Below are 26,551 nucleotides of genomic sequence, written 5' to 3'. Positions count from 1 at the left end.
TATAGATGTTTGGGAGAGAACAACTGTTCTCGGCGATGACGGCGTCGTACGTGATTGCGGTCACGCTCGCCCTCGTCATCGCCGCGATATTCGCGCCGGTCATCTGGAACGGCGTGCCAAGCGGTGGCGACGATAACCCGAACGTCGCCGTCATCACCCTTCGCGGCGGCACAACCGACGCTAACGTCAACGCCGTCAAACAGGACCTCCGCGAAGCACGAACCAACGAATCAATCGAGGCAGTCGTCCTCCGGATCGACAGCCCCGGCGGGCCGGTCGACTCGAGCGAGGAGTTCTACCTCGCCGTGAACCGGACCGCCAGTGAGATGCCCGTCGTCGCCTATGTCGAGGGCACGGCCGCCTCGGGTGGGTATTACGGCATCACACCATCTGACGAGATCGTCGTCAAGCCGAGTTCGAACGTCGGCAGCATCGGCGTCATCGTTCAGGCCCCGCTGAGTCTCATCGAGCAGGTCGAAAGGCAGGGCGAGACGTTCGTCCGTTCGGGACCGGATAAGGCCCAGATAAGCAAAGACAGCCTCCGCGAGGACATCGAAGTGCTCCAGCGGTCATTTGTCGGCACGGTCATGCGCCACCGGGGCGAGCAACTGACGCTCTCCCGCGAGGAAGTCGCCAACGGCGGCACGTACCTCGGCGCACAGGCAACCCAGAACGGTTTCGCCGACCGGATCGGCGACACTGAACTGGCCATCGAACGGGCCGCCGCACTCTCAGACGACATCGAAGGCGACCAGTACGACGTGACCTATCAGGGCAGTGGCGGTGCCAATTTCAACGTCATCATCGTCCCTGCCGGCGCCGAGACCGTTCAGGGCGCGAACAACGTGACCTATCTCGTTCACCCCGACGACAGCGAGACGACGTTCCGGGAGCCGGTGAAGTACTACGCCGTCTGGGGAATTCCTGCTGAGGACAACAATGCAACGGTGATCCGCAATGACTGAGGGCCGTATCGTCAAGCCGCTGGCCGTGTTTATCGTCGTTCTCGTGGTGATACTGGGTGGCACGTTCCTTCTCGCAGTCGCCAGTCCGGGGTCATCGGGGCCACCCGATGGCCAGTCCATCGACGGCCAGTCGCCGTCACAGTACCAGCCCGACGCTGTCAATGCCCCTGTCGACCCCGAAGAAGGGGAGATCTCGGTCGACTCTGAGGGAAGTGACAAGCGAATACTGGTCGATACGAGCCACGGCAATCAGGTGTCCGAATCCGAACTCGAACCAATCACTGAGGCGGTGTTCGAGGCGGGCCATACTGTCGAGTACGGCACGTCCGGCACCGCCTCCTTTGCCGATTCGCTCGGCCGGTACGACGGTGTACTCATCGTCCAGCCGCTCGACAGCTACTCACAGGCGGAACGCGACGCGCTCCAAGAGTACACGGACGACGGCGGGCGTGTCGTCGTTCTGGCTGAGCCAACACAGACCCGCCTCTCGACCGGCTTCACCCAGTCGACGACGACGGTGTCGTTCGGGGCCAACAACGCCACCGAGCGCTACGGCGTCCGGATGGGTGCCGAACAGCTGTACAACGTCGACGACGAAGCCAACGACAACAACTTCAAGGCCATCTACGCATCCCCGAGCGACGACGGTGTACTGACCGACGGTGTCGAGACGATTACGTTCGACACCGCCGGCTACGCGGTGATGAACGGTGACGCCGAGACGAAGTTCACCGCCGCCGAAGGTACCCGGACGCTGGAGACGCGCCGCACCGGTACGTACGCGACAGTCGTTCGCAACGACAACATGGTGTTTGTCACTGATTCGACGTTCATTAGCAGTTCTGAGATATACGACGCCGACAACGAGGTGTTCATCGGGAACCTGCTTTCGTTCCTGCTCGACGGCGAGGCACCCGATCCGGGCGGTGGCGCGACCCCGGATGCCGGATTCGGAACCGGCGGTGATACTTCGACCGAAACACCACCGGAACCGACCTCCAGCCCGACTCCGACGCCCGCACCCCCAAGCGGGACCTGAGCCGGGCTGCTCGGACTGCCATTGGTCGCGGCTTCACTGATCGCTAATGCTGACCGTCGTCTCGCTGTACAGGCCACGCTCGGCAGCGTCGGCCACACTTAGCCCCGCTCCGATAGTGTACTCCCCGGCCGGCGCGGGTTCCCACTCGTCGTCGCTGACCCGGAACATCCGGTCCCACCGCCGTCTGAACTGCTTTCGCTCGCCGCGGTCGAACCGGAGACTGCCGTCATCACCGGGTACGCTGTCGACGTGGGACGCCTCGGCCACTCCATCGACGTACCACGTCCACGGCCGCGGCGAGTCCGTCGGGAGCGTTATCGGCACCGGAAGCGCGTTCCGCATCGTCACGACGAACGGTACCTCGGTTCCCGCCGGATACTCAGTCTGTGGCACCTCGATATCGACCGACACCGCGCGATAGCGGAGCCACGTCGGCACTAGACGGTCGCTCCAGACCCCACCGTCGATACTGCGTGCGGCCTGTGGCCGCGCTCCACGCTCGGTGGGCGCCCCTGGCTCATCGTCGTCGCGATGGAGCGCCCCCGAGTCGTAGATGCGACGCATTGTCAGAGGGTGGACCGGCGCACGCAAAAGTGTTATTCGGCCCCGCATGACTGTGCTGTCGTGGTCGGCCACGTCTGCACGCTAAGCATTATGATTGAGAGAATCGACGGAAAACTCACGTCTATCTGTACCTTTCACACACCACGTATGTTATACACAGCCAAACATGATAAGTGGCCTGACCACTGAGACAGCAGCAAGCTCTCTGCTCCGATGCTATCGACAAGTGACACGGTCCGGTTGTTGCACGTCGACGACGAGCCGGATTTCGCCGAGACAGCCGCCGCGTTCCTTGAACGCGAGAACGATCGACTTCAGGTTGAGACGGCGTCGAGTGCGGAAGACGCGCTGGAGCGGCTCGAAGCGTCAACGTTTGACTGCATCGTGTCGGACTACGATATGCCCGGACGCGACGGCATTGAGTTCCTCGAAGCCGTCCGCGAGGAGTACCCCGACCTCCCGCTCATCCTATTCACTGGGAAGGGGAGCGAGGAAGTCGCGAGCGACGCTATCTCGGCCGGTGTCACCGATTACCTGCAGAAGGAAGGTGGGACAGACCAGTACACACTACTGGCTAATCGGGTTCAGAATGCGGTGGAGGCGAGACAGTCGGCGACCGAGGCCAAGCGCCGGCGACACCGACTCGAACAGATCCTCAAGACTGTCCCGTCGTGTGTCGTGCAACTCGACCGCGACGGCCAGTTCGTGTTCGCCAATCAGCGCGCCGTCGACGTTCTCGGTCTGTCGCAGTCGGCGGTGAAAGACCGGGCCTACAACGATCCGGAATGGGAGATTCGGGACCTCGATGGGAACCCGATACCGGACGCGGAGCTCCCGTTTCGGCAGGTTCTTGAAAGCGGCCAGCCCCTCTCCGACGCTCGGCACACGGTTCACTGGCCGGACGGCACGGAGAAGGTACTCTCGGTGAACGGTGTGCCGCTGTTCGACGATGACGGGGCTGTCGAAAGCGTGGTCTGTACGCTGACCGACATCACCGATAAGCGCGACCGGAAACAGGACTTGGAGGAAACCGAACGCCACCTCCAGCTGGCGCTAGAGGCCAGTGAAACGGGTGTCTGGGAATGGAACTACGAGACAGACGAGGTCGAGTTGGGTGACACGCCCGAACGCCTCATGGGCTTCAAACCGGGAGAGTTCGACGGCACGCTGTCGGCCGTGCTCGACCTGATTCACCCAGAGGACCGGGCCGAAGTCTGCGAACAATTAAAACAGGCCGTCGAAACGGACGACATCTACAACGGGGAGTTCCGGGTGATTGACGCGGATGGCGACGTGCGGTGGGTCTCCGTTCGGGGACAACCCATCGAGGATGACGACAGTACACTGATGGTCGGCGTCCACCACGATATCACCGAGCGAAAGGAGCGTGAGCGTGACCTGCGGATAACAGAGCGCCGACTCGAAGCGATTCTGGAAAACACCACGACCCCGATGTTCATGAAAGACGACGAAGGGGAGTACCTCTTCGTTAACCATGGCTATCGGGAGATGACCGGACTCACTGATGCGGAAATCGTCGGCCGTACGGACTTCGAGTTGTTCCCCGAAGAGACAGCTGAAGCGACGTGGGCAAACGACCGTGCTGTCCTGCAAACCGGGCAACCGCTGGAGGTCGAGGAGCGTGTCGTTATCAATGGCAGAGCACAACAGTACCTCTCGACGAAAGTCCCGATATACGACACGGGTGAACGGTCCGACCCGGATACACCGGTCGCCGTGTTCGGCGTCGCCAGCGACATTACCGACATCCGCGAGCAAGAGCAGGAACTCCAGCGCGAGCGTGACCGACTCGCCGAGTTTGCCAGCGTCGTCAGTCACGACCTTCGCAGTCCACTGAGCGTCGCACAGGGACGACTGAAACTCGCCCGGACAACCGATGATGAGAGTCATCTAGAGGGGATCGAGAGTGCACTCGATCGGATGGAGCGAATCATCGACGACGTATTGCTCCTGGCTCGCCAGGGACGAGACATTCAGGAGACCGAGCCAGTCTCGTTCCGTGACGCGGTCACGGATGCCTGGAAGATGATCTCTCAGGACGCCGAGGACGGGAATCTCGTCTTCGCCGACACCGACGAGCGGGACGTGACGATTACCGCCGACCGGCCGCGCCTGCTACAACTGCTTGAGAACCTGTTCCGGAACAGTGTGGAACACGGCTCCACGCGCAGTCAGTCGGCGGTCGACAGCGCTGTAGAGCATGGGTCGGCGGAGTCACGTTCACAGGGACGGACGGATGTGGACCACGGCGCTACGAGCAGCCAGACGAGGCCGGAGGACACAGCCAACACCAGGGGTGTAACGATCACTATCGGTGCCACCGAGGACGGCTTCTACGTCGCCGACGACGGCCCCGGTGTTTCGGAAACCGAGCGCGAGACACTGTTCGAAGCGGGATACTCGACCGACGACGACGGCACCGGGTTCGGGCTGGCAATCGTCGACCGTATTGCCGAGGCTCACGGCTGGTCGGTCGGCGTGACGGAGAGCGCCGACGGCGGGGCACGCTTCGAGGTCACCGGTGTCGAGTTCACGTAGCGGGCGGTCCGGGTCGGGTCGCCGTACCGGTGATGTGTCCGGGACTAGCTCCTCCGCGTTGGCGTCTCCGGATACGCGTCGTCGTACAGCAGGCAGGCGATGCGATGGTCGTCACCGACATCGAACAGCTCGGGATCGGTTCGCTCGCAGGGGGATTCGAAGGCGTCGTTCAGCGCCGTCCGCGCGGCCTCGAAAGCCCCGTCGTACAGGTGGTCGAGGGCCGTCCCGAACACTTCCTCGGCCTCCCGGTCGCCGACCGTCTCCGGGAGGCCAAATTCGTCCCGAACCCGGGCTTCGAGAGCGGACCGCGAGAGTTGACGCAGGTCTTCGTCCTCGACACCTTCCCGCACTGCGGTTACCGCTTCCAGCGAGTCGGCCTTGCGGAGCCGTTGTTTCAGGTCCATCAGCGACCGCCACTCGGACTGTGCCATGTCTGTCCCCTTGGGCTGGATAACCTTCGGACAGCGGGTGTGGAACCGACAGCCCGACGGGGGATTCAGCGGCGATGGAACGTCGCCGGAGAGGAAAATACGGTCGCCCTCCCAGCCGGGGTCCGGCTCCGGAATGGCGGACAGCAGCGCCTCGGCGTAGGGGTGATACGGCGGCTGGAACACATCCTCGGTCGGACCGACCTCGGCGAACTCCCCAAGATACAGGACGCCCACGCGGTCAGCAATGTGTTCGACGACGCTGAGGTCGTGGGCGATGACGATATAGGAGAGGCCGAACTCCGACTGCAGGTCCGCAAGCAGGTTCAGAATCTGGGCCTGCACGCTCACGTCCAGCGCCGAGACGGGTTCGTCACAGACGATAACCTCGGGATCGACGGCAAGTGCGCGGGCGATGCCGATGCGCTGGCGCTGGCCGCCGGAGAACTCGTGGGGGTAGCGGTGGGCGTGCCGCTGATTGAGTCCCACGGTTTCCAGCAGGTCGCTAACGCGATCGGCCCGGGCCTCGCCCTCGGCGATGTCGTGGATATCCAGCGGCTCGCCGACGATGTCACCGACCGTCAGCCGCGGATTGAGGCTGGCGAAGGGGTCCTGAAAGATGTACTGGATGTCCTTCCGGAGCGCCCGCAGGCGGTCGTCGGAGGCCGCCGTCAGGTCCTCGCCCTCGTAGCGGACCGTCCCGGCCGTGGGCTCGATGAGTCGCAGGAGGCTCCGGGCGAGCGTGGTCTTGCCACAGCCAGACTCCCCGACGATACCGAGGGTCTCCCCGGGGTATAGCTCCAAGTCGACGCCGTCCAGCGCCTTCACTTCCTGACTCCGGCCCAGCAGGGTGTCGACGAGGCCCCCGCCGGACTCGTAGTACTTCGTGAGATTTTCGACCTCCAGAATCGGGCCGTCTGCTGTCTTAGCCATCGCTCAGCCCTCCCGCATCGTCCTCCCCGTCGTCGTTCTGGTCCAGCAAGTCGGTGTCGAGGCCGACGGGATCGGAGTCCGTCCGGACCGGTTCCGAGTCCGGTCGCCGGACTCGGGGGTCAGGCTGGCCGTCGTCGGGTTGCTCCGCTCGACCTCGCACTTCGACCTCGTAGTCCAGTTCGTTGTCGAGGTCGCCCGTGTAGGCTAAACAGGCCGCTGCCCGGTCGGACAGCCCAACGCCCTCGCCGGTTTCGGGGTCGACGAGTGGCGGCTGCTTGCGCGTACACTCCTCCTCGGCGAAGGGGCACCGAGGGTGGAAGCTACAGCCGGAGGGTACCTCCACGAGGTCGGGCATCGTCCCCGGAATCGTCTGGAGCCGGTCCTGCCGGTCGCCGATGCGGGGGATGGCGCTCATCAGCCCGACGGTGTAGGGGTGTTTCGGGTCGTAGTACATTTCCTCGACGGTCGCCTTCTCGACGGCACGGCCGGCGTACATCACCATCACCCGGTCGCACATCTCCGCGATGACGCCGAGGTCGTGGGTGATGAGCTGAATCGCCGTGTCGTACTCCTCGGCGAGGCGTTCGAGGCGGTCCAGGATCTTCGCCTCGATGGTCACGTCGAGCGCCGTCGTCGGCTCATCGGCGATGAGCAGGTCGGGGTCACAGGACAGCGCCATCGCGATGACGACCCGCTGTTGCATGCCGCCGGAGAACTCGTGGGGGTAGTCGTCGTAGCGGGCCTCTGGCTCGGGGATGCCCACGTCGTCGAGCAGCCGGATTGCCCGGTCGCGGGCGGCCGCGTCGCCGTAGTCGAGGTGGTGGCGGATCGCTTCGGCGATCTGCTCGCCCACCGTGTAGACGGGGTTGAGCGCGGTCTGTGCGTCCTGGAATATCATCGCAATGTCGTTGCCCCGGACATCACGGACCTCGGATTCGGACATCTCCATGAGGTCTTCGCCGTCGAAGCGGACAGTCCCGCTCTCGATACGGCCAGGCTCCTCGATGAGTCGCATCACCGACAGCGCGGTGACGCTCTTGCCCGCGCCGCTCTCGCCGACGACGCCGAACTTCTCACCGCGCTTGATGCGAAAGGAGAGGTCATCGACGGCGGTGACGACGCCCTCCTCGGTGTAGAACTTCACCGTGAGGTCCTCGACTTCAAGCAGCGCCATCAGACCTCGCCCCCGCGGGCCACGTCCTCGCCCTCCTGTGCGTCCAGCGCGTCGTTGATGCCGTCGCCGATGAGGTTCATCGACATCACGAACAGGAAGATCGCGCCGCCGGGGAAGACGGTGACCCACCAGGGAATCGACCCGCCCGGCCCCTGGACGATTGTCTGGCGAGTCTGGTCCAGCATCGTGCCCCATTCGGCAGAGCTAGGCGGGAGGCCCAACCCGAGGAAGCCGAGCGCCGCTACGCCGATGACGACGGTACCGATAGAGAGGGAGGCCTGGACGATCAGTGGCGCGATGGCGTTGGGCACGACGTGCCTGAAGATGACACGTCGGTCCCGCGCCCCCAGTGCCTTCGCCGCCAGCACGTACTCGTTTTCCTTGACCTTCAGAATCTCGCCGCGTATCAGTCGGGCGTAGCCGGCCCAGCCGATGGCCGTGAACGCGAGTACCAGCTCCCAGTACCCCTTGCCGAGCACGGCGACGATAATCAGCGCCAGCAGGAGGCCGGGGAACGCGAAGATGAGGTCGAGGAGCCGCATCATCACCTCGTCGACCCGGCCGCCGTAGTAGCCGGCGACCGCGCCGTACACCAGCCCGATCGCGGCGGTGACGAGGACGACGATGAAGCCGATAGAGAGGCTGAACCGGCCGCCGTACAGCACGCGGGAGAACACGTCCCGCGCGGAGCCATCGGTCCCGAACGGGTGGGCCAGCGACGGGGCCTCGTAGGCGCTCACGTCCAGCCCCTGCGCGTACAGTATCGCGCCCGGGTCGTACGGTGCGAGCGAGATCGGCTGGACGGTGACGCCGGCAATCGTGATTGGACGGGCAAACAGCGCCAGCAGCGACATCGCGATGACGATGTACAGCCCGAGCATCGCGCTGCGGTTCCGGCGGAACTCCCGCCAGGCGCGTGTCCAGCGTCCCTCTGTCTCCGTGTCTCTCGTCTCTGTCCAGTCGGATAGCGGTTCGCGGGACTCGACGCGGTCGGCGTCGAACCCCGTTATCCGGATGCGTCCTCTGTCCGTACTCATGGGTCAGTCATAGCGGATTCGTGGGTCCAGCACAGCGTACATAATGTCTGCAAGCAGGTTCGCGAGGATGATGGTCACGCCGGTAAACAGCGTGATAGCCATGATGAGGTCGACCTCGCGGCCGATGATCGCGCCGACGAAGGCCCGGCCCAAGCCGGGCCAGGCGAACACCTGCTCGACGACGACGGCACCGGCGAAGATGCTCGCGGTCAGGAACGCGGCGATGGTGGTCACCGAGATGAGCGAGTTCCGCAAGACGTGTTTCAATACGACCGTCCGCTCGGGAAGTCCCTTTGCCCGCGCCGCCGTGACGTACTCCTTGTTCATTTCCTCGGCCATCGACGAGCGCATCACGCGCATCAGCGTCGCCGACGACGCCGTCCCGATGGTGACGCCCGGCAGGACGAGATACCACAGCATCTCGGTCGAGAGTAGCGGTTTGTCCGGAGCCAGCACCGGCCACAGGTCCAGCCAGAGCGCGAACACGAGGATGAGCATCAGGCCGAGCCAGAAGTTCGGCAGGGAGATGCCCGACAGTGCGAACACCCGCGAGAGGTCGTCGCCCAGCGTGTCCTTGTTCACCGCGGCGTAGATGCCGGTCGGGATGGCGATCAGCAACGCGATGGCCCAGCCGAACAGCCCCAGTGCGATGGTTTCGGGAAGCCGGGCCATGATGTAGGGCAGGACCGGCTGGTCGACGATGATGACCGTCCCGAGATCGCCCTGCAGGACGTTGCCCATCCACGTGAGGTACTGCTGCCAGACCGGCCCGTCGAGGCCGTATCTGGCGCGTATCGCTGCCTCCTCAGCCGCCGAAATCTGCGGATTCAGGGCGACCATCTGGTCGATGGGGTCCCCCGGCGTCAGGTGGACCAGCGCGAAGGTAAGCACCGAGACGCCGAACAGTATCGGCACCGTCGCGGCCACGCGAACCGCGATGAATCGTCTGAGGCTCATCGTACTGAGTCACTCCCGGTCCAGATACGCGACCTGCTGGTCTGTCGGGTCGTGCAGCCCGTAGGGAAGAATCCCGCCCGAGAACGTGTACGTGTTGTGCCCGACGTAGTCGGTCGACAGCGAGGAGACGTTCGTCCCGAAGACAGTGTAGCTGTTCGGGGCCTGCTCGATGAGTCCTCGCCACACCTGGTCGTACTGCTCCCCACGGAACGCGGGGTCCTCGACGGCCTCGACTGAGAACCGCGCTTCCGTCGCGATCTCGTCAAGCTCCGGGGTATCGACCCGCTGGAAGTTACAGCACTGGCCGAAGTTGTCGATGGAGTTGACGGCGTCGTAGAAGCTCCCGGGGTTGAACGTCCCGGAGAGGCCGATGAGGACGATGTGGCCTTGCTGGTGGTACTCCGGACCGAGGATGCGCTGGACGAACGTCGTGAACTCGAAGGTCTCGACGCCGATGTCGAAAAACTCCGTGTTGCTCATCACCTGCGCGATGAGTTCGGCCTCGCGCACCCGGTCGTCGGAGGTGTTGGTCTCGATTGTCGCCTCGATGGGTGTCTCGACGCCAAGGTCGTCGACGGCCTCCGCCAGCAGTTCGGTCGCGGACTCGGTGTCCTGCTCCGTCTGTGGGCGAAGTTCCTCGACCAGCGCCTTGTAGTTGGCTGATCCCTCGTCGGCGGCCAGTTCAGGCAGCGGCGTGTACGCCGGGTTCCGGTACCCGTTGTAGATGTTCTCCGCGATCTGAGCCCGCGGAATCAGCTGATTGACGCCCCGGCGGATGCGTTCGTCGTCCCACGGCGACTGGGTGACGGGGTACTGGAGGAAATTGTATGCCCCGGCGTTGGTTACACTGAGTCGGTAGTCCTCCGCACTTCGGTACTCGCCGTAGGTGTCGCTCGTGAGTCCGTAGGTGAGGTCTATCTCGTTGTTGTTGAGTGCGGCTGCACGGGTCGCGTCGTCGGTGACGATCGAGACCGTAACCTCGTCGACGACCGGGCTCGTCGGGAACCCGTCCGGGCCGTCCCACCACTCCAACGCGTCGAGGCCGAGGTCGTCCAGCCAGTAGTCGTCGAACGTACTCAACTCTGCGCGCTGTTCGGCCTCGTAGGACTCGAACTCGAAGGGACCAGTCCCGAGAGGCGTCAGGTCGTTGCGCGGGTCCGCTCCCGTATTCGGGTACTCCTCGATGTGCTCCATTGGGTACACTGTCGTCGCGAGCTGGCTGTCGGCCTCGGCGTCTGGCTCCTGCCCGTAGATATCGACGGTGTAGTCGTCGACGGCCTCTGCGTAGAGGAAGGAGTCGAAGGTCTGGGCCGAGATCGAGGAGTTCTCCAGCACTTCATACGAGCGAGCGACGTGCTCTGCGGTCATCTCCTCGCCGTTATGGAAGGTGACGCCCTTGTGGAGTTCGGCCCGGTACTGTATCCCATAGGTGCCGTCCTCGACGGCGTCGGGCGCTTCGTTGACTGTCAGCACCTCGCCAGCATCCGGGTTCCTGATGATGATCTGGTCGTCGGCAACGAGGTTCCCCTCGTCGTCTGTCTCCGCCGACACCATGTACGGCTCGTAGGCCCCGTCCTCGACTTCCTGGACGTCCATCCGTTCCCACGTCTTCGCGAGCCACGGGTACACAGTCCCCGCGGCGTCCTGTGTGATGAGACTCTCGTAGATGAGCCCGTGGACGTTGCCGGCTGGCGCGCTGGTGCTGTATGACGGGTCGAAGGAATCGATACCCGCACCGAGGCCGAACCTGAGTGTCCCGCCTTCCTGAATCTCGTCGACGGTGACCTCAGCCCGCTCCCGGACCGGGTCGAGGCTCTGGCCACCCTGGCTTTCGCCGTCCCCGCCTCCGTCACTGCCGGCGCTACAACCGGCGAGCGCCACTACTGTTGACGCGCCCGCGGTCTTGAGGACACGCCGTCGCGTCACTGTACTCGTGTCCGCAGCTGCGTCATAAGGCATTCGCGTTGACCTCGAAAGTTATGAGTTATGTTGCCTTCCCACACACTTATAGCATGACGGCGTTCGGAGTCAGGCAACACCTTCGGAGCGCGACAGTCAGGGAGTACACTATACAGAGCCGATACAGACCCCGCGGCCGAGCTTCACCGCCAGCAGAACGACACCGGTGGCCGGCCTCAGACCGGCGATACGTCACCCTGCGACCGCCTGTTGTTCGAGACCGTGTCTATAGGGAACGACACGTGGGATCGATCCTTCGAACTCGGCTCGATGCCGGACGCTCTCCGGGACAATCCAACGAAGCCCCGATCAAACGTGGGGCCGATGTCTACAGTCGCGATTCGGGTTCGAACGGCCGCTTAGAACGGCTGGCCGTAATCCTCGTACTCTCCATCTCGTTCATGTCGCCGATCTTTGAGGTGGAGTAGTCGCTCAGTTGCTGTCTCTATCTGACGCCGCCGAACCTGCCTCTGCGGCGTCCTGTCTCCGTTCTGTCTCGGCGTCACAGGGTAGTGTGGCGGCCAGTCGCTCCGCGACCATCGGACTGACCAGACCGGCCAGTTCCATCGCTTCCGTCTCGTGGTCGTCGAGATCTAGCACGCCTCGGAAGAACCACGAGACGGTCACGTACGTCTCGTGTAACTCTGTGGCTTCCTCGCGTCCTGATTCGGTCAGCGTCACTCCATCGTAGGGCTCGTACGAGACGAGACCGTCTTCGGCGAGCCGCTGGCACATCTCCGTCACCGCCGCTGGTGACCGATCGAGCATCTCCCCCAACTCTCCCGGCGCGACTGGCGGGTCGTCCCGGTGCTGTGCGATGTAGATCGCCAGCAGATACTCCGGTGCCGTTCTCATCGCTCCGCTGAATCCGTCCCGTCCCCGCCGCTTGCTGCGGGCGTACCGGCCGTCGATTCCCCCGTCGACCGCTCATCGGTCCCGAAGACCACCGCGTAGGCCCAAGCCCACAGTCGAGCGCGCGACCGTTGCGGGCGTTTATCCATCGTCCAGTCCCCCCGATATCCCGCTATCGCTGTCGCCACTCATCAGGCAGACGCCCCCCGATAGTGTCGGTAGAGCACGGGTAACCGCTCGTCGTCGGGGCTTGGGAACAAAGCCCGCAGTGACCGTCGGCTCCACCCCGGTGTCGACAGCGCTCTCGACAAGACGGAACGGTCCGCCATCGATCCTTGCGTGGACCACCCCCGTTTGTGCCCCGCACTCAGTACCGTCGCCTGCCATATTATTTAGGCTTGCCTAATAATATAAAACGCCTACGATTTTTAGGACGACCTAACTCAATCGACGAAGTCGGTACACCAGCGCAGTTGTCCGGCTGTCTGGCGTATCGAGCCCGACACGAGGCACTCGGTCTCACTACCGAGAAGTGACTTGTCATCGCTGTTTCGTATCGACCCGGCTAGTACGGCCTGACTGATTTGATATCGCATTATATGATTTATCAAGTCAGCGGTCTGCACAGCTCCGACGCGCCGATGAGCAGCTAGAAGATGATAATTAGCGGCCAAAACGTCGCTATTCGGTAAACTCGGTAATAGAATCGAACGCGTCGGTCGCCAGCCGCTCGGCGACCGCGTCTCTGTCCACGTCGCTGATCTCCTGTGGGTATTTTCGCTCGAAGTAACTCACGATGTTCTCGACATCGCGAGTTAGCAGTTCCCGGGCGTTTTCGTGGTCGGTCGGGACGGCCTGGGGCCAGTCGAAGACGACGACGCCCTCGTTCGTGACGAAGACGTTGTACTCGCTCATGTCCGCGTGAACGTACCCCTCGCGATAGGCCGTCTGCATCTCCTCGAGTACGAGATCCAGAATCGGCAGTACCTGTTCCGGTTCGAGTTTCGTTCGGGAGAGTTCGACGCCGTCTATCTTCTCCATGACAATCGCATGGCGGTTCGTATCGATGGGCTGTGGAACTGCCACGTCCGGATACAGGGTTTCGAGGGCATCGTACTCCCGTTCGGCGGCCTTTCGGGCAGTGTAGAGCCAGGAGACGTGGTCGCGGTCGGCCGTATATTCCCGCTCTTTCATCACCTCGCGGAAATTGGTGTACCCTTCGCGGTGGTATTTCAGCGCTACCGGTTTGTACGACTGAGCCTCGTACACGTCGCTTTCCTTGCCGACACCCAGCGGCGAACCAACTCCTTCGATAGTGTCGCGCTCAGCAAAGGTATGCAGCGCAAGCGTATCGTACCCCTCAAACGTGAGTTTGAACCCCTCGTACTGGATGGTCTTGCGCTCGACCAGCCCCCGGTCCGCACACCGGTCGAGTCGGTAGTCGACGTCTTCCGTCGTCAGCCGGGAGAACTCGGTCAACTTCTCGCGGGCGACGTACTCCGAGAACCGCATCCCCTGTTCGACGCCAGAGAGCAGATGGAAGTCCTCGGGTTCCAGCTCCGCCATCACTGAAGCCACGTTCTGGACCATTAGGGTCCTCTACTGGGCCAACTGGTAAAAGGCCGACGCGTTCGGCGAATGGCATTGATAAATTAGTGATCGCTATACTAAATCCCGTCTCCGCCTCGTTGCTGTTCGGCTTGCAACCGGACTGTCGGTGTGCCGATCAGTACGTTTGTTGGCAAGCGGAGTTGTTCTGTGGGGTGTCGATCTTATACGCCGCTGTACCGAGCACCGTTTCAAACACAGTTCAGCGTCGCCGTGTTGAGTCGGAGCAAAGGCAGTCCGCTCGTAAGAAGGCACAGGCGTCCTTGTGCAGGACAGATCAGTTCCAGTATTAGGTATCTAACTACACTCTGATACGGACTCGATTTCGGTTTTCGCGATCGCAACAGTGTCTGAGACAATATCCTGCCGAGTAGGGAATACTTTAACCCACATGAGTACATGTTCTCATAGTAGTATTATCGGTCAGATATCACTGCTGTACTACCGTTTCTGTAGCTCAAACCACGACTGAGTACTCCGTGAATGCGGGCTCCGAACGGTTGCAGTCCCCGTTATATGACCCGTGTCTGGAAGGCACCGCGAGTAACGCATTAGACTGCAAATACAATCCTAACCTCGGTAGCTGTATATGTAATGCGAACAGTGAATGCCTTCAGCTACTTCATATGTTCTAAATTAGTCTCTACTTTTGGTCACCTGAACACAAACACCCGGTGTGAGCAGACGAAACAAAGACCAGCTCAGAGATCTGCTTCGCTCGCTTGCCCTCCATCCCCACGATAGACGACTCGCGTTTCCAGTGTTGTTCGCCGTCGGCACACAGTTGTACTTTTTCCTGACAATCACACTCAGTTCTCCTCGACCACCCATGGCATCCGACGCTGGGATCTTTGAGCATCTTGGCTGGTATCTGACACACGGCGGTCGGTTGTACGTCGACGCCTGGGAACCGAAGCTTCCGCTGTCCTACGAGACGACCGGGGTACTTGCATTGCTATCCGGCGGCGATATGTACCGCCTCCACCTCTTCAGCGTGGTGCTGATGTGCGGTGCGGTGTGTGCCATTGTCGGACTCGTTGTGATACTCGTCTACGACGTCACCGGCGATGATATCGTTGCGCCGCTGGCTGGCCTCTCGATGTTCCTGTTGCCGGGGTTTGCTGTCCGTCCGGCGTATGGGTTCAAAGCGAAATATCTTCTCGTTCTCTGTGGGTTACTGGCGATATATCTGTACACGCGTGGCTACCCGGCACTGAGCGGTGTCGCTGCGGCAGCCAGCGTGGGATACTGGCAGGCTGGCGCCATCTTCCCGCTGATTGTAGTCGGCTTAGCGATTCAGCAGCGCGACACGCGGGCGCTTGAGCGTGTCGTTGCCGGCGGCCTCGGGTTCACCGTCGTCATGTTGCTGCCAGTGTTCCTACTCTGGCACTCAGCCGCAGAGATGGTCGTTCAGGTCGTTCTCGTCCCATTACAAACGGAAGAACACGCGTCGTTGCTCACTCGGGTTGTCGCCGGTGTCGTCCACTTCAAATGGGCGTCACCGTTCGTCTTGCTCGGTGGACTTGGTCTCGTTCACACTGTTCGATGCTGTTTCACCGGCCATGATGGCGTTGTCGGACGCACCGACTGGTGGATTCCGGTCGGCGCAGCGTGGTTCGCGTTTCTGATACTGTTCGTCGATTTCGAGACTGGTGGATACACTGACCTCATTCCGGGCCTTGCGTTCGTCGCAATCGGTGTCGGGGTGATCGCGACGGTGCTTCGCGACCGGCATCAGACGACGTATCTCGGCGGCGCTCTTGCACTGGTCCTCGTCGTGAACGTCGCCTTCCTCGGTAGTGTCGGCGTTATCTTCACACCTGTCGAGACACCGGGTCCGGAACCGATGTCGGATCTCGAAACTCACGATCTCCCGGAAGCATATGACGAGGCCGAACCAGTTCCCGATGTCCGGTACATCTACTGGCAGCAGATCGAGCCATCGACGTGTCACTACCGACTCTCGGTGATGGAGTTGCGGTGGCTCAACCGAATCGACTCGTCGGTAGACAGTCGCTGTCTCGACTTGGGGACCGCCAGAGGCCGACTCGGGAACGGGTAGCCAGTTACGACTCCGCGGAGTCGTAGTCGGAGAGCGAGGTCTGTGTCGTTTCGACCGAACCCGTGATGATGTAGGGGACGATAATCCGGAAGAACTGAGCGGCGAGCACCAGCAGGATCGGACCCAGGAAGATGCCGTAGAAGCCAAACGCGATGGGGCCGAGGATGTACGCGAACATTAGCAGGCCGATGTGGGTCAGATCACCGCTGACGTACGGTCGAATCAGGAAATCCGGGATGGTGTCGACGACGACAAGCGTGACTACGAGGAAGAGGACAACCCAGGCCAGGGCTGCCGTCTGTCCCGTGATGACCGCGGAGACCGCAAGCAGTGCAGCCACGGGCAGGTAGACGATCTTCATCCCGACCACTGGAATGAGGCTACCGATGCCGGTGAGCGCGCCGACGAGTGGGGCAAACGGGATCTGCACTGAGCCGGGCGCGACCAGATTGTACAGTGAGAACACGAAAATTCCGATAACGCCCGTCACCAGTGCGTTCAAGATGTTCCCGAAGAGAATCGAGGATAGTTCCTCATCGACCGCCGCCGCGTAGTTGCGAAGGACACCCGACCCGTCGAAGGTGTCAAGAAACCAGCCGACGAGCCGTGGTCCGTCGGTAAGCAGGTAGTACGTTCCGGCGAACATGATGAACACACGCAGCAGCAGCGCCGTCAGCATACTCAGGGAGCCGATGAGCGTATCGGAGACGCGTCCCAGCCACGATTGGACTGTCGCGTTTCGCAACAGGTCGATCACCTCATCCGGCCCCATTGCCAGTACGTCTGAGAACCCGAGGTCGGCGAGCGGCCCCGGCAGCGAACCACCGCCCTGGAGGTCTTGGAACTGCGACAAGTACGCTGCGCCCAGGCCACCTTCGCCGAAGAACGACTGTAACTCGGGAACAATAAGCACGATCGTGTAGCCGACCAGAAGCACGAACGGTAGCAGGAAGAAGAAAATCGTGGCCGCTGCATGGATCTGCTTCTGGTAGGGGACGGCCCGACCCATGAACGACTCGGGCAGCGGGAGCCACCCGAGCCGCCGATAAATCGGTCGGCTGGCATAGTACATAAAGACGGTAAACACGAGCGTCGGAAGAAACTGGGACAGGACGAACCCGACCACGAGGAACAGTGCTACGCCCGCGGTGGCAAGGAGGACGCGCCGTCCGAGGTCGGTACTGTATTCCATATGTTTTCAGTACAACATCTCGATAAAAAATAAAACCACCGGTCGGCCCGATGGCTGTCAGGATGAGCGGGGCAAAACGGGCGTTTCACGGCATCGGTTGTGGCTACAGCCCTTCGAACTGCGTGATCGCCTCGCGCCAGTCTTCGGGGATCGGGCGCGAGGACTCCGTGTCACGGTCGTATGTAACGACGGTCGTTTCCCCGGTCGCAGCCACACCATCCTCGGTCCGGACCTCGTACTCGAAGGGGAAACTCTTCTCGCCAAGACGTGGAACCCGGACGGCAACGGCGACTGAGTCACTGATCTGGACCGGCTGGATGTAATCGATTTCGAGATTCGCGATTACCATACCGGTGCCCGACTCGCTGCCCGAGAGCAGCGCTTCGCCACAGTCGACCACGTCGTGCAGGTAGTCGATGCGAGCCTCTTCAAAGTAGGTCGCGTACGTCGCGTTGTTGACGTGGCCGTACGTGTCGATGTCCGTGTATCGGACCTCGACTTCCGCCGTGTACTCGAAGCTCATGCCAGCAGTTCCGCGTGTTTCTCTTTGAGCTTCTCGATTTTCGGCGGGATGGTCAACTGACAGTAACTCTGGTCCGGGTTCTTCTCGAAGTAGTCTTGATGGTACTCCTCGGCGGGATAGAACGTCTCCAGTGGCTCGACTTCGGTGACGATGTCGCTGTCGTAACCCGGCTCTATCTCCTCGATGAGGGCTTCGACGGTTTCGCGCTGGGCCTCGTTGTGGTAGAACACAGCCGAGCGATACTGCGTGCCAACGTCGTTACCTTCCCGGTCTTTCGTCGTCGGGGTATGCGTCGTGAAGTGGACCGCGAGCAGGTCCTCGTAGCTCACCTCGTCCGGGTCGTACGTAATCTGGATACACTCGGCGTGGCCCGTTTCTCCACGGCAGACCGCCTCGTAGCTGGGGTCGGCGACGTGACCGCCGGCATAGCCCGAAACCACATCGGTCACGCCGTCGATCTGCTTGAACACCGATTCCGTACACCAGAAGCAACCGCCCGCGAATGTCGCTTGTTCAGTCATCACCGGATGTACGTGCCCGGCGTACAAAACTCACTGGCTATGCCCGTCGCAGATGAGTGCCGGCCTACCGGTCGACCTCCCCCATGATGGTGTCCAGGCTGCCGATTGTCGCCACGAGATCTGGCACGTATTCACCGCGAGCCATCTCGGACAGCGCCTGTACGTGTGAGAAGGAGGGGCCGCGGATCTTGAACCGGGCCGGCGTTTCCGTCCCGTCAGAACGGATGTAGATACCGAGTTCGCCCTTCGCGGCCTCGACGGCGCGGTAGATTTCGGTGTCAGGGTCGGGCCGGAGCGTTCGGGGGACGTTCGCCTGTATCTCGCGGTCGTCCTCGGGCCAGTCCTCCAGCAGGTCGACGCACTGGCCGATGATCTTCGCGGATTCTTCTACTTCGCGCAGGCGCACGAGCAGGCGCGAGAAGTTGTCGCCGCCCTGCTCGGTGACGACCGACCAGTCGAGTTCGTCGTAGTAGCCGTAGGGGTCGTCCCGGCGGAGGTCGTAGTCGACGCCGGAGGCCCGCGCGACCGGGCCGGTACAGCCGTAGGCTTTCGCGGTTTCAGCCGAGAGATGGCCCGTGTCGACTGTCCGGAGCTGGAGGATCTCGTTGCTGGTGAGCATGTCGTGGTACTCTGTGAGCTTGTGGGGCAGGTCGTCGAGGAACGCACGGATCTTCTCGAAGAACGCCTCGCGGGGTTCGGGCAGGTCCCAGGCGACCCCGCCCAGCCGCAAGTAATTAAACATCAGCCGCTGGCCGGTCAGGTCTTCGAGGATGTCCTGCACGAGTTCGCGATCCCGGACCCCCCACTGGAAAGTGGCGGTGAACTCCCCGACCACGTCCAGCGCGTAGGTCGCGACCGCGAGCATGTGCGAGAGGATGCGTGAGAGTTCGCCGCCCATTGTCCGGATGACCTGCGGGTACGCCGGCACCTCGATATCGACGAGATCCTCGGCCGTCCGGGCGTAGGCCCACTCGTTCAACAAGCCGGCCCCGCCCCAATCCCAGCGGTCCGGGTAGGGCATGATCTGGTGGCGGTAGGTGCCCTGCTGACACATCTGCTCCTCACAGCGGTGGATGTAGCCGATGTCGGGGTCGACGGCCGCCACCTGCTCGCCGTCGAGTTGGGCGTTCAGGTGGAGGACGCCGTGCGTCGAGGGGTGGTGTGGCCCCATGTTGAGGTGCATCGTCTCCGGCCCCTCGCGGCGGTCTTCGAGCAGTCGCTCGTGCTCGCGGAAGGAGACGATCTGTGGCTGGTTCTGGTCGTAGTCCCAGCTCAGTGGATGGCCCTGCCAGGTTTCAGGCAGGAGAATGCGTCGGAGGTCTGGGTGGTCCTCGTACTCAATGCCGACGAGGTCGTACGCCTCCCGCTCGTGCCACGCCGCCGTCGGATACACGGGCGCGGCGGACTCGCTGGTCGGGGACTCCTTAGGTGTTGGAACGACGACCGAGAGCTCCTGTGTCGGGTCGGCGTAGCGCCGCAGATGATAGATCGTCTCGAATCGGTCGGCGTACTCCTGGGCCGTCACACAGGCACAGTGGTCCAGCCCGGCTTCGGTTCGTAGTGTCGAGAGGACGGTCTGCACCTCGTCCGCACGGATGACAACGGCCGGGGCATTCTCGTGGCGTTCGGTAGAGAGGACGTGGTCGGCAATCGGCTCGATAAGCGGATGGACGTCGTCGGTGCGGTGGATTGTTTGGGCCATCTCCGTGGCCGTGCGTTCGCTGGCTGCCGTCCTCGGACTATCCCCTCATGCCCGAGGTTATTTTAAATACCTCCCGGAACAGTCAGCTATGAAGTACGTCACGCTCTCGCTGTGGATGGCCCCCGAGGTCCGCCACCCGATGCACCAGTTCGTCGTCGAACACGACGGCTACGAGGCGAGCTATCTCCTCCGGGGCAACGACATCGGTGCCGACCTCCAGACGCTGCTGTTTCACGTCGACGGCTTCCCGCCGGAGCCCTACCGAGCGGCACTGGAACAGGCCGACACCGTCCGGGAGTACGCAATCTCGACGTGCCCCGACGAGACGTTCTACCTCTACGTGCAGGATTCGCCGTCAGCGACCGGCCACGACCTCGTCGACGCACTGACGCGGGCCGGCCTGGTCATCGTTTCGCCGGTCGCTTACCGCGCCGACGGCACGGTCGGACTCACGCTGGTCGGTCCCGGGGGGACGGTCCAGCAGGCGGTCGAGACGGTGCCCGACGGCGTCTCCGTCGACGTTCGGGAGGTGGGGGAGTACGACAGCCGGCGGCTCGACACCGGCGCGGCGCTCACCGACCGGCAGTTCGAAGCTGTCGCCGCCGCCGTCGACTGCGGGTACTACAGTGACCCGCGTGGGGGGAGCGTCGATGAGGTCGCCGACGCGCTCGGCTGTGCGCCCGGAACTGCCGCCGAACACCTTCGGAAGGCCGAGGCCCACGTGATGGCTGCCATACTCGAACAGCGTCCCGTCTCAGTGGAGTAGTCTGGCGTCTCCGAGACCCACCCGAGTGGCTGTGCTCCCGAAAAACTATAAACTCCGGAACAGTGTCATCTAGCGCTGGATTGCGGCCACACGATAGGGGCCAGCGGTGGCCCACTCAGGACAACACAGACCATGGACACAGTAACTATCGACGACGTACCGGTTGAACGGAATCCGATGGAGGTACATGACATCCGCAAGCCCGTCTCCCGAAAACTCGGGACCGAGCATTTCGCGGCGAACTACTTCGAACTCGAACCCGGTGACTCCTTCTCGGGGAACCTCCACCGCCACCACGACCAAGAGGAAGTGTTCTACATCGAACAGGGACAGACTACCTTCGAGGTCGGCCTCGACCGCGAGGAGGTCGACGTTGCGGGCGGCGAACTGATTCGCTTCGAACCCGGCGAGTTCCAGCAGGGGTACAACTCCGGCGACGAGCGCGTCGTCGGCTGGGCCTTCGGAGCCCCCGGTGCCACGCACGACTGGGACGATCTGGAATCGAGAGCGCACTGCCCAGAGTGCGACGCGGAGACGACCCAGAGCGTTGACCTCGTTGGCGGCCGGTTCCAACTCACCTGTACCGAGTGCGGAAACGTTCAGGGCTAGCAGTCGCTTCAGTTTTTGTGGAACTACAGCTTCAGCCGATCGCCCCTTTCAGTCCTGCCCAGTATTTTTTGTCCAACCGGCTGTGGGTGGACTGAAAGGGGCCGAGCGGAGGACGAGTCTGGCGACAGTAGCACCGGCAGCGAAGCGAGGAGCGCACGGAGTCAGGCGAGTCGTCCGCGAGGGGGCTTTCTGGTTCTCTGAACCAATTTCGACCATACTACCTCTCTCAATCGTTACTAGCCCACAATTCATATCGCATCGCGTCACGAAGCCCGGGTATGTCACTGGCCGACCTGGAGTGGCGCGTCATCGGCGAGGAAAGGCGACCTGGACCGATGACGATGGCGTTGGAAGCGGCCGCTGCCGAAACCGTCGCTGCCGGCGGGCCGGCAACGGTACGAGTGTACACCTGGCCCGATACGCTGTCGCTGGGCTACGGACAGGACCCGGACACGATCGACTGGGCGTTCTGCGAGCGCGAGGACATCGGGGTGACGCGGCGGCCCACCGGGGGCGGCGCGATCTACCACGACAGCGTGGCTGACATTTCCTACGGTATCATCGCGCCGGCCGAGGCCGTTCCGGGCGATCTGATGGCGTGCTACGAGCAGTTCTGCGAGCCGGTTCTGGACGCGTTCGAGCGCATGGGCGTCGACGCGTCGTTTGCTGACGACGAGCGGTCGGCGGTCCACCAGCCGGCCTGTTACCTGCGACAGCTTCACCCGGCCCACGACATCGTCGGCCCTGACGGCCGCAAACTCAGCGGGAACGCGCAGTACCGTCAGAAGGACGCCGTTATCCAGCACGGCTCTCTATCCGTCTCGCTGCGTCCCGACCGCCACTGCGGCTGTTTCACTGCCGACCCCGACTCGGAGCGGTTCACAGAGCGCGTCGGGGCGATAGACGAGTACACCGAGATCGACCGCCGTGAAGCCGTCGAGACGCTCCGCTCGACATTGGCCGAGTGGGTCGACGCGACCGAGGGCTCGTGGACAGATGACGAACTCGCACGCGCACGCGAGTATGCAGAAGAGAAGTACGACGCAGACGAGTGGATTCGACGGTCGCCTTGACGCTGGCGGCACGATCCTGCGATGACGGACGTGCCGGGCCGCAACGAGCCGCGTACTACCCTGAAATGTCGGACTTCAGAGTGTTTCCTCTATAAACTGCGAGACGATGCGGTCCTCGGCAGTCCGGAGCTGATACTGCACGGTGGACCGGGGTTCGTCCAGTATCGATGCGAGGTCCTTGACTGAGACTTCCCGCGGCCGCTCGTAGTAGCCGTGGGTCACGGCGGCCTTCAGCACCCGCCACTGTTGGGGAGAGAAGTTCGCCGCGACCCGTTCGGTCGCCTTCCAGTTTCCGGCACTGGTAATGTGGGACACTGAGAGTGTGACGCCATCGCGGAGGCTCGATTCGATCTTGTCGTACACCTCGCCGATTGGGTTCGGTCCCGGATAGAGGACGCGCCAGCGGTACTCGTCGCCAGTTCGTCGGGATTCGAAAATAGTCCCTTCGCGGACGTGCCGGTGAAGGAAACTCGGCAGCGACTGACAGCCGCTGATTTCACGACGGAGCGTGTACACTGTCCGCGACGTCTCCCCGTGGTCCAGCATGTGGTACGTCCGCGTTGTCTCACAGCTCGCGACGTCGAAACACTCGTTACAGCGGTCTTCGTCCAGAAAGACCTCGTCGAACGCACGCAGTGCCTCGGGCGTCCCTTTCGCGTGGTCCAGTCGCCACATGTGGTCGTCTCCGACGAAGATAGCAGAGGACCACGCGGAGAGACTCTCGTACTGCCGGAACACGTCCATCAGGCTATCGGCCCCTGCGTCGAACTGCAAGACGAACTCGAACTCGCGTGTTTCATCTACTTCGGCCTGTGATTCAGTCATTTGGCTATTGCTAATTTAGGATACCCGCTATAAGTCAATTACTGGGCTATCAAGCCCACTTGAGATTTTCAGTTGTCTTCTGATAAGCTACAGCCGCCGATTGGCTGTGACGTCTCGAATGATGGGTCTACAGACTAGAGGACAGTTCTGACAAAGACCTACGCCACCGTTTTGTGGAACCCCAGCCAAGCGATGGCATGGTCTCGTCCCCCGCTGATGACGACCCTGCCGACACCTCCACCGACGGCAGCGTCGCAGCCCTTTCCGAGGAGGAACTGTACGCGATTGTCCGTGTCGCGGCCGAGGACGCGGTGCTCGGCGCGCTCGGGACGCTCATGCTGGTCGGTATCGGAATCGTGCTGATTGCCACCGGTGCGTCCGCGCTGCTGACATCTGTGACACCGGTCTCGGTGCTCGTCTCGGTAGTGCTCATCGGCTTCGGCGTCTATCTCATCACATCGAGTCTTGGTGTGATTCCGCCCGCTCGCGAGTGGCTCTGACTCCGGAACCTCTTTTGTCGGCCATCACCGACCGGTGTGCATGGTACGAGTCGGGGCACACACCTCCATCGCCGGCGGCGTCTACAACGCCGTCGAAGAGCAGGTCGAGTACAGCGGCAACTGCGGGCAGATCTTCTCGCACTCGCCGCAGGTCTGGCAGGACCCGAACATCGACGACGACGAGGCCGAGCAGTTCCGCGACCTCACAGCCGACCACGGCGTCGGCCCGTGGGTCATCCACTCGTCGTATCTGGTCAACCTCTGTACACCGAAAGACGATCTCCGCGAGAAGTCACTGGACTCCATGCAGAAGGAGGTCGACGCCGCCGCGAAGCTGGGCATCGAGTACGTCAACGTCCACCTCGGCGCCCACACTGGCGCGGGCGTTGACGGCGGGCTGGACAACGCCGCGAGCGTGCTGGACGATCTCGACATCCCCGAGGGTGTTACCGTGCTGGTCGAGTCCGACGCGGGCAGCGGGACGAAACTCGGCGGCCAGTTCGAGCACCTGGCAACGGTCCGCGAACGCACGGACCAGGACATCGAGTTCTGTCTCGACACGGCCCACATGTTCGCCGCAGGCTACGACCTCTCGACGCCCGAAGCCGTCGACGAGACGCTCGCGGAGTTCGACGAAGTCGTCGGCGGCGAGGACCTCGCCTGTGTTCACCTCAACGACTCGAAACACGAGTGCGGGACGAACAAGGACGAACACGCCCACATCGGTGAGGGCCACATCGGCGAGGACGGGATGCGCGCGTTCGTCAACCACGACGCCATCCGCGACGTACCGCTGGTGCTTGAGACGCCGACCGAGGACGGCAAGAGCTTCGCCTGGAACATCGAGCGCGTCAAGGAACTCCGCAGCGAATAGGGCCCTTCGACCGCGGTACTTTTGGGGGCGACTCAACTGTGAGGAACTGTGCGCAGGTTCTCCGCCGACTACCTCGAAACCACCCGCCGGGGGATGTGGGCCGACTCCCGCGAGGCGCTCTCGGGCTTGCAGTTGGGCGAGTGCGAGCGCGTCCTCGACGTGGGCTGTGGGACCGGTGAACTGACCCGCGTCCTCCGGGAGGAGACCGACGGAACGGTCATCGGCCTCGACGCCGATACGGACCTGCTGGCCGCCGTCGGCGACCCGACTGTCTGCGGGGACGCGACGCGGCTCCCCTTTGCCGACGACAGCTTCGACCTGGTGGTGTGCCAGGCGCTGCTCATCAACCTCCCTGCCCCCGAGGTCGCGGTTCGGGAGTTCGCCCGCGTCGCCACCGACCGGGTGGCCGCCATCGAGCCGAACAACGCCGCCGTCACCGTCGAATCGACCGTCGACGACGAACCTGTGCTGGCCCGCCGCGCTCGCCGGCTCTTTCTCGATGGTGTGCGGACGGACGTGACTCTCGGGAGCGACGCCGCCGACGTGTTCCGCGACGCGGAGCTAGCCGTCGTCTCGACGACGCAGTACGACCAAGAGCAGCGCATCGAGCCGCCCTACGACGACGTGGCGATACAGGCGGCCCGGCGGAAAGCAACGGGAACGGGACTGGCTCACGACCGCGAGACGATTCTCAACGGCGAGACGACGCCTGCCGAGTACGACGCGCTCCGGGAGCGCTGGCGGTCGATGGGCCGTGACGTGATCGAGCAGATGCAAGACGAGGCCTACGAGCGCCGCGAGACGGTGCCGTTCTTTGTTACCGTCGGCGAGGTTCCGTGACCCACTCGCTTCCGGCTTCGGGGAGCAGATGGCCCGCCAGTCCGTAGACTGCGATGTCCAGCAGGCTGGCGAGCAGACCGACAACCCCACCGACGACAGCGGCCACACCGGCTCCGATGAGCAGGACCAACAGCACCGCCTGAAGGCGAACCCCACCGCTCTGGAGCGTCGGAACGAGCGCCACCACGAACAGTCCCAGCAGGAACACGACGCCCGCGACACTCCCGGCAGCGGCACCGTGGAGTGCGAGCGTGCCAACTCCGGCCGAGTCGAGCGACACCCGGCGGTGAATCCATCGGACCGCCAGAACGAACAGCGCCCAGAGATAGCAGAAGACGGCGACGCCGACGAGTGTGTTCAGCCCGGCGAGCAGGTCGGCGAGGCCGCCGCTCGCGTGGGCGGCGAGGACGCCGAGCAGGACAAACAGGGCAGTGTCGAACGTGGCGAGCGTCCACGTCACGAGTGACACCGGTTGCGTGGAGATCTGTGTGGCGTCGCGCGCTGGCTCAGTCGCACTTGCTCCTTCCGCCATGTGTTCCCCCGCACGCTGGTCCTCAGCCATGTGCGAGGACCTCCGCGAGGACGACGATGCCCAGCATGACAGCCGCCGTCGCGCCGTAGACCCGCGAGAGCGTTCGTCGAAGGGCAGGAGAGAGGTCGTCGAACGTGTTCTCGCGGTCACTGGCTCGAACGAGGAGCAGCGTGCGGACGACCGATCCCCCGAGGAAGCCAACGACGACTGCGAGTTTTACCAACAGGGTTCGTCCCCAGCCGGTTCCAGGACCTGGCGGTCCGAGCGCACCGAGGTTTCCGACGCCGGTGAACACCAGTACACCGACCTCTCCCCAGAATAGCCATTCAAACTGTCGTGCGGGCGCGAGTGTCGCGATAGCGCCGCTCCGATAGCTGTACCAGAGCACGGTCGTGCCGCCGACGAGGGCCGCCATCGCGAGGACGTGGAGGGTTCGTATGGCGAGGGATGTCAGGGC

At 62.9% G+C, this 26,551-nt stretch carries 26 protein-coding genes; 10 read left to right on the top strand and 16 right to left on the bottom strand.

Annotation, left to right across the window (positions count from 1 at the left end; genetic code table 11):
- The first annotated feature begins 5 nt into the window (after nt 1-5).
- On the top strand, nt 6-965 hold the full coding sequence (locus tag IEY38_RS01710) for a S49 family peptidase (RefSeq protein WP_188974829.1): 960 nt from the start codon (nt 6-8) through the stop codon (nt 963-965).
- Nucleotides 958-2,004 (top strand): DUF4350 domain-containing protein, encoded by a 1,047-nt coding sequence (locus IEY38_RS01705; RefSeq protein WP_188974828.1) that lies wholly within the window; start codon nt 958-960, stop codon nt 2,002-2,004. Before IEY38_RS01710 ends, IEY38_RS01705 begins: the two co-directional genes overlap by 8 nt.
- A gap of 33 nt (nt 2,005-2,037) precedes the next feature.
- On the opposite strand, the gene IEY38_RS01700 is transcribed toward IEY38_RS01705, so the two are convergent.
- A complete protein-coding gene (locus IEY38_RS01700) occupies nt 2,038-2,568 on the bottom strand; it encodes a hypothetical protein (RefSeq protein ID WP_188974826.1) in 531 nt (176 codons plus the stop codon).
- 213 nt (nt 2,569-2,781) lie between these two features.
- On the opposite strand from IEY38_RS01700, the gene IEY38_RS01695 reads away from it, so the two are divergent.
- Nucleotides 2,782-5,127, top strand: a complete 2,346-nt coding sequence (locus tag IEY38_RS01695; protein WP_188974824.1) for a PAS domain S-box protein — start codon at nt 2,782-2,784, stop codon at nt 5,125-5,127.
- A 44-nt stretch (nt 5,128-5,171) separates the two neighbouring features.
- Here the strand turns inward: IEY38_RS01695 and IEY38_RS01690 are convergent, their stop codons facing one another.
- The 8 genes from IEY38_RS01690 to IEY38_RS01655 form a co-directional block, all read right to left on the bottom strand.
- Nucleotides 5,172-6,488, bottom strand: coding sequence for an ABC transporter ATP-binding protein (locus IEY38_RS01690; RefSeq protein WP_188974822.1), 1,317 nt, complete (start codon nt 6,486-6,488; stop codon nt 5,172-5,174).
- Nucleotides 6,481-7,662 carry an ABC transporter ATP-binding protein gene (locus IEY38_RS01685; protein WP_188974819.1) on the bottom strand — a complete coding sequence of 394 codons (1,182 nt, stop codon included), beginning with the start codon at nt 7,660-7,662 and terminating at the stop codon, nt 6,481-6,483. The genes IEY38_RS01690 and IEY38_RS01685 overlap by 8 nt, the downstream gene beginning before the upstream one ends.
- Complete coding sequence (locus tag IEY38_RS01680; RefSeq protein ID WP_188974817.1) at nt 7,662-8,699, bottom strand: ABC transporter permease; 1,038 nt, start codon at nt 8,697-8,699, stop codon at nt 7,662-7,664. Before IEY38_RS01680 ends, IEY38_RS01685 begins: the two co-directional genes overlap by 1 nt.
- A gap of 3 nt (nt 8,700-8,702) precedes the next feature.
- On the bottom strand, nt 8,703-9,656 hold the full coding sequence (locus IEY38_RS01675; protein WP_188974815.1) for an ABC transporter permease: 954 nt from the start codon (nt 9,654-9,656) through the stop codon (nt 8,703-8,705).
- A 9-nt stretch (nt 9,657-9,665) separates the two neighbouring features.
- Complete coding sequence (locus IEY38_RS01670; RefSeq protein ID WP_188974813.1) at nt 9,666-11,615, bottom strand: ABC transporter substrate-binding protein; 1,950 nt, start codon at nt 11,613-11,615, stop codon at nt 9,666-9,668.
- A gap of 432 nt (nt 11,616-12,047) precedes the next feature.
- Nucleotides 12,048-12,470: a metal-dependent transcriptional regulator gene (locus tag IEY38_RS01665; protein ID WP_188974811.1), complete on the bottom strand. Its 423-nt coding sequence runs from the start codon at nt 12,468-12,470 to the stop codon at nt 12,048-12,050.
- Nucleotides 12,467-12,616 carry a hypothetical protein gene (locus tag IEY38_RS01660; protein ID WP_154021026.1) on the bottom strand — a complete coding sequence of 50 codons (150 nt, stop codon included), beginning with the start codon at nt 12,614-12,616 and terminating at the stop codon, nt 12,467-12,469. Before IEY38_RS01660 ends, IEY38_RS01665 begins: the two co-directional genes overlap by 4 nt.
- A gap of 532 nt (nt 12,617-13,148) precedes the next feature.
- The gene (locus IEY38_RS01655; RefSeq protein ID WP_005537541.1) at nt 13,149-14,057 is read right to left on the bottom strand and encodes a serine/threonine-protein kinase RIO2; all 909 of its coding nucleotides are present in this window, start codon (nt 14,055-14,057) and stop codon (nt 13,149-13,151) included.
- 847 nt (nt 14,058-14,904) lie between these two features.
- Between IEY38_RS01655 and IEY38_RS01650 the strand changes: the two genes are divergently transcribed.
- Nucleotides 14,905-16,137: a DolP-mannose mannosyltransferase gene (locus tag IEY38_RS01650; protein ID WP_188974809.1), complete on the top strand. Its 1,233-nt coding sequence runs from the start codon at nt 14,905-14,907 to the stop codon at nt 16,135-16,137.
- Between the two features lie 4 nt (nt 16,138-16,141).
- On the opposite strand, the gene IEY38_RS01645 is transcribed toward IEY38_RS01650, so the two are convergent.
- The 4 genes from IEY38_RS01645 to IEY38_RS01630 form a co-directional block, all read right to left on the bottom strand.
- On the bottom strand, nt 16,142-17,329 hold the full coding sequence (locus tag IEY38_RS01645; protein WP_188974807.1) for an AI-2E family transporter: 1,188 nt from the start codon (nt 17,327-17,329) through the stop codon (nt 16,142-16,144).
- Nucleotides 17,330-17,432: 103 nt separating this feature from the next.
- A complete protein-coding gene (locus IEY38_RS01640; protein WP_005537544.1) occupies nt 17,433-17,852 on the bottom strand; it encodes an acyl-CoA thioesterase in 420 nt (139 codons plus the stop codon).
- Complete coding sequence (gene msrA / locus IEY38_RS01635; protein WP_188974805.1) at nt 17,849-18,373, bottom strand: peptide-methionine (S)-S-oxide reductase MsrA; 525 nt, start codon at nt 18,371-18,373, stop codon at nt 17,849-17,851. The genes IEY38_RS01640 and msrA overlap by 4 nt, the downstream gene beginning before the upstream one ends.
- 64 nt (nt 18,374-18,437) lie before the next feature.
- Nucleotides 18,438-20,075, bottom strand: coding sequence for an NADH-quinone oxidoreductase subunit D (locus tag IEY38_RS01630; protein WP_188974803.1), 1,638 nt, complete (start codon nt 20,073-20,075; stop codon nt 18,438-18,440).
- A gap of 88 nt (nt 20,076-20,163) precedes the next feature.
- Between IEY38_RS01630 and IEY38_RS01625 the strand changes: the two genes are divergently transcribed.
- The 3 genes from IEY38_RS01625 (at nt 20,164) to IEY38_RS01615 (ending at nt 22,523) form a co-directional block, all read left to right on the top strand.
- Complete coding sequence (locus tag IEY38_RS01625) at nt 20,164-20,841, top strand: helix-turn-helix domain-containing protein (protein ID WP_188974801.1); 678 nt, start codon at nt 20,164-20,166, stop codon at nt 20,839-20,841.
- Between the two features lie 132 nt (nt 20,842-20,973).
- Complete coding sequence (locus IEY38_RS01620) at nt 20,974-21,450, top strand: cupin domain-containing protein (protein WP_188974799.1); 477 nt, start codon at nt 20,974-20,976, stop codon at nt 21,448-21,450.
- 278 nt (nt 21,451-21,728) lie between these two features.
- Nucleotides 21,729-22,523 carry a lipoate--protein ligase family protein gene (locus IEY38_RS01615; RefSeq protein ID WP_188974797.1) on the top strand — a complete coding sequence of 265 codons (795 nt, stop codon included), beginning with the start codon at nt 21,729-21,731 and terminating at the stop codon, nt 22,521-22,523.
- 75 nt (nt 22,524-22,598) lie between these two features.
- On the opposite strand, the gene IEY38_RS01610 is transcribed toward IEY38_RS01615, so the two are convergent.
- Nucleotides 22,599-23,348, bottom strand: a complete 750-nt coding sequence (locus tag IEY38_RS01610; protein WP_188974795.1) for a helix-turn-helix domain-containing protein — start codon at nt 23,346-23,348, stop codon at nt 22,599-22,601.
- A 197-nt stretch (nt 23,349-23,545) separates the two neighbouring features.
- Here IEY38_RS01610 and IEY38_RS01605 point away from each other — a divergent pair, with 197 nt between their 5' ends.
- From IEY38_RS01605 to IEY38_RS01595, 3 genes are all read left to right on the top strand, one after another.
- Entirely contained in the window at nt 23,546-23,848 is a 303-nt protein-coding gene (locus IEY38_RS01605) for a hypothetical protein (protein ID WP_188974793.1), read from the top strand.
- A 40-nt stretch (nt 23,849-23,888) separates the two neighbouring features.
- Nucleotides 23,889-24,722: a deoxyribonuclease IV gene (locus IEY38_RS01600; protein ID WP_188974791.1), complete on the top strand. Its 834-nt coding sequence runs from the start codon at nt 23,889-23,891 to the stop codon at nt 24,720-24,722.
- 93 nt (nt 24,723-24,815) lie between these two features.
- Complete coding sequence (locus tag IEY38_RS01595; RefSeq protein WP_188976119.1) at nt 24,816-25,562, top strand: class I SAM-dependent methyltransferase; 747 nt, start codon at nt 24,816-24,818, stop codon at nt 25,560-25,562.
- Here the strand turns inward: IEY38_RS01595 and IEY38_RS01590 are convergent.
- Both IEY38_RS01590 and IEY38_RS01585 read right to left on the bottom strand, forming a co-directional pair.
- Nucleotides 25,540-26,124 carry a hypothetical protein gene (locus tag IEY38_RS01590; protein WP_188974789.1) on the bottom strand — a complete coding sequence of 195 codons (585 nt, stop codon included), beginning with the start codon at nt 26,122-26,124 and terminating at the stop codon, nt 25,540-25,542. The two genes, IEY38_RS01595 and IEY38_RS01590, sit on opposite strands and share 23 nt — an antisense overlap.
- Entirely contained in the window at nt 26,117-26,548 is a 432-nt protein-coding gene (locus tag IEY38_RS01585; protein ID WP_188976121.1) for a CopD family protein, read from the bottom strand. The genes IEY38_RS01590 and IEY38_RS01585 overlap by 8 nt, the downstream gene beginning before the upstream one ends.
- Between the last annotated feature and the right edge of the window lie 3 nt (nt 26,549-26,551).

The sequence above is a fragment of the Haloarcula sebkhae genome, from assembly GCF_014647415.1.
Taxonomy (GTDB): domain Archaea; phylum Halobacteriota; class Halobacteria; order Halobacteriales; family Haloarculaceae; genus Haloarcula; species Haloarcula sebkhae.
This window is presented reverse-complemented; position numbering and strand designations above follow the sequence as displayed.